We start from the raw sequence: 5,833 nt of genomic DNA, 5'->3' as shown, positions 1-5,833 counted from the left end.
CTCAGCTGGCGGGAGGCGGAATTGTCGCCCAGGATGCTCGAATCGATGTGCAACAGTTTCATGGGACTCTCCTGTATATGAAGACCGCAGTGCTGGGCGATCACGATGGGGAGAATCCTACCTGGGTGCCCAATAGCTGATAAGTCACTAAAAATGCGTTAGTTTGTCCCACAGGTAGAACAGTGAGACATGCCCATGCAAGACCTCAACGTTTTCCTAGACGAACCACTTAACCCCCCGATTTTGATCAAAACCCTACCCTCTTCAACATCGAGCTCCAGTGCTTTGAGCGCGTAATGACATCGATCTCGAAGCCTACTCAGTGAGGTAGATAACGCAATAACCGCGATAATCGACCTAACTCACTGCTCCTGAACCTCTCTCAAAATCGCCCTACCCCAATTCCCTCCCTGCCGCTTATCCATCAATACTCTCCACCGCATTCAGAACAGCCAACCTACCTGCACGAGGCTTCTGACCCCGGGCTTTGTAAACCAAAGATCTGCGGCGCCGTATTTCGAGCTTTAGAGGATAAGCCTGCTGGAGCTGCAGCCGAACCATTGATCGCAGGGGCCGACCCCATGTATTGATGCTCACCATGCGAACCAGCTTCGCTTGCTGACTGTGGTCATAGCTGAGGGAATGGAGGCTGGGTCTCCGGAGCGGCTAGCCCTTCGCCTGCATCCTGCCCTTCTCATTTTCCACGCCGTGCTTACCTTTCGGGATGGCGACCATACGCCCATCCCTCCCCTGAAGGCCATGTCCACCTGGAGGTATGCCGACCATGCGCCCATCTCTCCCTTGAAGGCCGTGACCACCCTTGGGAATCGCAACCATCCTTCCATCTCGACCCTCAAGGCCATGGCCGCCCGGCCTGATCCCAACCATGCGTCCATCGCGCCCTTGGAGACCATGGCCACCTTTGGGGATAGCCACCATTCTCCCGTCGCGACCTTCCAGTCCATGGCATCCATCTGGGATCGTGACTTCTACTCCATCTCTTCCCTTGAGCTTCATCGTTCTTTCCTTCGTCAGGCTTCTCGTCTGGCTCGATAATGCCATGACGGCTAAGCGCGGTACAAAGGGGCCAGGAGCGCGCCCTGAGTACAGACTTAGCTCCCGGTGGGCCCTGACAGCCATTGGTGCAGCATTCGCCTCCAAGGCGTGAGTCTGATCTTCTCCGGAGATCTTTTTACAGGCGAGCAGTCCACCAGCTTGGTCAATGCTTACCCCGGGTGCGGAGGAAGTCTTTCACGGCCTTATTCGTCCGCTCCGCTTGTTCTTGCGCAGAGATCAGCCCCGCTTGCCAGTCCTCGTAATACTCTTCGAGCAATGCATCCAGGGCTTTCACAGACGCCTCAACGAACACCCCTTCTACTACCTTTTCCATCCGGGCCAATTCGTTGAACGCAAGATGAATGTAGCGATCCAGGCTCTCTGTAAGCTTGTGCCCTGACCACTGCTGAAGCACCCGTTTGATCACTTCAGAATTAGCAAGGGCCCGGCGCATCACATCAGTATTTTGAAGGTCGTACTGAATAATGAGCTCTTTAAATTTGTCCGTGATGAAACGATGACGAAATATATGAGGGTGAGAACGCACCTCAAGACCGGCAAGCTTTTTAAGGTCGCCAATTTCATTCGTCAGTGTATTTATGGACAGCGGCTGACAACTTTTTATACAAATAAAAAGAAAGCCATGATCATCAAATTTTTTCTTATGCCTAGCACACCAATCGTCAACCATAGGTATCCGAAAGTCTGTTATGTAGTCGACCCAGGACTTAAGAACTACGTGCGGCACAGGCACAAATCGATACTCATTATGCCCTTTAGCGGACGGCACACGCAGTAATGGATGACTCAAACCTGATCGGTATGCCTCCATGATATCCGGCACAGTGATGCGAGCGGCCTCTATGCGCCTGCACCCAGTATTTATCAGCACCGAAATAATTACCTTGGATCTCGCGCCTTTCTTTAATGGCTGCTTCCTGGCAGCGACCCTCAACGCTTTTATTGAACTGTCAGTAACAGGCTCTCTGCGCCCGTCTTCTGAGGAAACAGGAAAAGAGTGATGATACCAAGCGATTCGACGACAGGTCGATTTGTGCTTACTTCGCATGGCGGCATCTACTTTAACTCCACGAATGACTCCGCCAAGTGCCACAAAATCCGGCAAGTCAAAAAATTCACCGCAGTAAGATAAGAAATCTAAGCAGCGCGAGCCAATAGATCGTACCATACTGGGTTGACGAGCTAATTCACCGTCCTCATCGACATCTGCGCTTAATCCCTTTATAAACATCGTAAAATAAGTATCAGTCAGCCGCAGGAAACTAAGTCGGTTTTTCTCTACAAACCTAATCAAATGGCTGAGCAGCATGCAATCTTGCCTGAGCGAGCCACCTTTATTGGTCAGGGACTTTTTCTCATTGACCCACATATGTAGAATGTACGAGTTTACCTCAAAGCAATATTGTCCGTTAGTCCAATAAAAACATGGAATGCCCTCAGCGTCCTCCCCTATATCGGCGTCATAAGTCAATCCGGCGTTCAGCTTGGCTCCGGGAGGAAGTGGGCGATGCAACTGTGAGTCAGTCATTTATTTCCTCCTTTTCTGCAGCATCTGATTGATTCTGCTTATTTCAAGTTCGTAATAGGCTTTCCTATCAATCAAGTTCAGATCAACCAAGTGATTGCAGAGACTTTTCATTTCGCTGATCACAAGACTCAATTGCTGCAAATCTCGATCTTGAGACGCTATAATTTTTTGAAGGCTAGCCTTCTTCTCCTGCAAATCCCTGCGAGAGTTAGCGACACGTGGCCTAGGACGTCGACTGAGGGCTTTTTCGGCCTTAATCCTTAAGGCTTCAACCCCTGTAAAGCCCTCCCCTAGAGTGCAAGCCAGTGCCTTGAAAGTATTAAGGCTACATCCGACAATACCTCGTTCCTCGTTGCAATATGCAGCCAGTTTCACTTGAGTTTTGACAGCTTCCCGCAGAGGGTCATCTTGTGAAAATTCGGAAGGTATATTTGCTGCTTGGGTCAGCAGTTCAATTAGCTGAACAACTGAGGCTTTGGTGGCCCTACGCTTGCCATCCATCAATGATTTACCCTCACCATCAGATGGATATCGGCCTGCACACCATTGCTGGTCATCAGGCATGCACGTGTAGGAACAAGGTCAATCAGTTTCGAAGCTACAAGATGCTTAAGGTTTGAGTAAATTTCGGAATCAGATAACTTGGCCAACTCCTCGGCACTGGGTGCATCCTCACATGCAGCAGCTTTCTCCAAAATCATGCGCAATTCAGGGATGGTCTTAATACTCAGATCGTGAAGCTCATGCATCTTACACAATGCATACTTGACAGTGTTAAGGTGTTCAATACTCGAATCCTTAGCTAGCACGGCTTTCGCAAGGGCTTCCGTCTTCACACTTTGAAGCATAGCACCTGGCGTAATCTCCACTATATATGTGTAAAGATGCTGAATATCACTGTGCCCCAAAAATGCACGGAGAGCATCGAGGTCTTTGAAGCCAGCAGCCGCAAAGAAAGCCATAGCAAAGAAGCGCCTCAACTGATGCTGCCTGACATAGAAGCGTGCTACTTGCCCGCTTTCCAATACGACCGTGGGTGTTTGAGTGAAATCACAAATAGTACTCAAACAAGCATTGTAAGTTGTGGGGCACATCTGCCTAAAGCTTAAGTTATCAGGCCGAATAAAAATAAGTAGCGGAGTATTTTTTGGAATCAAATCCAGCCGAACACAATCCTGATGCACCTCCTTAAGTGCCCACAACAACTTCGCTACCAACCTAGGAATGGGTACAGTCAGAAACTCCTTTGTATGACGATCACCTGTTTTTCCGGCCATGAAGCCGATTTCGTACTGTACGCATTTGTTTTCGGGAAGGTTAGGATTTTTGTTTGGCTTTAAACAATTGCCCTCCATCATTCCCAGCAACTCCCTTTGCCTTCTTGCAGTTAGCGCGCCGAGTATGATTAAATACGCCCCCATCAGAGTTACAAATGAGTCATGCAGGCTTTTATCAGACCTGAAATAATCATAGTACTCCTCATCTCTCTCTGAGAACGGCGTAAGCCAACACTCGTACTTATTAGCATTCGACATCATTCCGCGCCGAATTTTGTCATTACAAGCTGATCGATGATTCGCCTTGACATATCTGCCATGCACCTTATTATCAATGGCGCGAGCAATAACATTCCAGAATATTGCCCTCGCATTGTTTCTAATATACACGTGCGAGTCGCGAATCAACTTATATACAACCTCTCCTGGCAAGGAGCGAAAATTCCCCTCAACCTTTTTGGGAATCCTTTTATATACCGAGCGGTAAGTTAATTTGGTTAGCATCTTTAGATTAAAATTCATTCCGGGCACCAACTGTTGCGCCAAGCCCATTAGTCGCACAGCGTTAAAATGCCTACTCAGCATTTTTCTGGAAACCGGAACTGTGCTCTCGTTACGAACAGGGACAGGCGGAAACTCGGTCTTCCACGTAAAACCTTCATTTAATTCAGGAAAGGTCTTCGGCACCAGGCTTTTACCAGCTAGCGTATTTCTGTACAATATTTGTGTAAAGGTGGCTGAATTGTACTGCTTTATCCCAAGCACGGTTTTGTACAAGGCATTATCATAAATATAAGCACGCGCGCGCAATAACTCGTCATCATCTAAATCTAGTTCGCGCTCCCACTCCGGGGAAATCTCATCTAAGAAGGGAAAACTTTCAGCTATCAACTCAATATCACTATGCATGATACCTGCAGACACTTTCCTGAGAAGTACTGCAAGCCTGGTTGGATAACTGTAAAGGTAGGTGGATGCGGGATATTTCGTACGGTTTATCAGGTAGTCCGTAAAGTCTACCTTCCTCATCAAGTTAAGCCCCAGCTTCGATAGCTGAAATTGTTCACCATTCATCAGTATGTGATCGACAAATTTAAGGCCGCATTTAAATATTTCGGCCTCCGTTTCACCTTGCCGCCTTTGGTTATTGTTGTACCTGGGATGCAACTGCACAACCAAGAAGGCCTTGAACCCCCTCAGCAGCTGAGCATTGGCAGCCTCCGTAAGCAAACTACCATCTTCTAAGCTTACGTTAAAATCCACAGACATTCTTACATAATTGCCTTCGCTTCCGAAGCGGCATTCCCACACATTGGATTCGAATGACGTACCTTCAACCAGCCAACTGGGGAAATCCATGTCCAGATCGCCAAATCCTCCTTGATCTCTTAACTGCTTAAGATACAGCCTTCGTTCGTAATAGCGCATAGAGCCAAGATCGGCTTGAGCTTCTTCAAGAACACCGTCATTTTTATAATCCTTGGCTTCTTCAGAATCTTTCATGCTTCCTCCAAATACTCCAAACCAATCCATCGGTAAATATTTGCTACGAGAGGAATTGATAGTTCTATGCTGGACAAGATGGTGGCAACCTGATCAGAAATAATTTCCAGTTCACCTGTTTTGTAAAGCTCCACAGCATGCCGTGTGAACGCCGCGTGTAGCTGCCATGATTCAAGCTGCTGGGGCACCTCACGCCCTGCGTTCTGCAGTTGAACTATTACGTGATCAATGCAGATCATAAAAGTCGATATACCGTAATCTACCGGCAGGACGCCTTCAGCCTGTGTTTGGGAGGGATTGCGCTGATCTGCAGGAAGCCAGTTCTCCAAGGTAAGTTGAGGGGGCAATGGTTTCAATTTATGAAGGCGAATAAACTCGTTCATCTCATCGAGTGAGTTCACGTCCATTACTTCCATCAAGTATTGAGTCCCTTGGAATGCCTCAAGAA

4 protein-coding genes and 1 pseudogene are annotated in these 5,833 nt (G+C 48.0%); all 5 read right to left on the bottom strand.

Going from position 1 to position 5,833, the window contains the following annotated elements; translation table 11 throughout:
* Window positions 1-62: pseudogene (locus HP547_RS26760) on the bottom strand (FMN-dependent NADH-azoreductase); the annotation flags it as partial.
* A 1,157-nt stretch (window positions 63-1,219) separates the two neighbouring features.
* Window positions 1,220-2,605, bottom strand: coding sequence for a tyrosine-type recombinase/integrase (locus HP547_RS26755; RefSeq protein ID WP_172288426.1), 1,386 nt, complete (start codon window positions 2,603-2,605; stop codon window positions 1,220-1,222).
* Complete coding sequence (locus HP547_RS26750; protein ID WP_172288424.1) at window positions 2,606-3,106, bottom strand: hypothetical protein; 501 nt, start codon at window positions 3,104-3,106, stop codon at window positions 2,606-2,608.
* Window positions 3,106-5,385 (bottom strand): hypothetical protein, encoded by a 2,280-nt coding sequence (locus HP547_RS26745; RefSeq protein ID WP_172288422.1) that lies wholly within the window; start codon window positions 5,383-5,385, stop codon window positions 3,106-3,108. Before HP547_RS26745 ends, HP547_RS26750 begins: the two co-directional genes overlap by 1 nt.
* The coding region (locus HP547_RS26740) for a hypothetical protein (RefSeq protein ID WP_218583499.1) at window positions 5,382-5,833 on the bottom strand (452 nt) is incomplete at its 5' end. The genes HP547_RS26745 and HP547_RS26740, both read right to left, overlap by 4 nt.

This window comes from Pseudomonas sp. CM27 (assembly GCF_013179515.1).
Classification (GTDB): domain Bacteria; phylum Pseudomonadota; class Gammaproteobacteria; order Pseudomonadales; family Pseudomonadaceae; genus Aquipseudomonas.
This window is presented reverse-complemented; position numbering and strand designations above follow the sequence as displayed.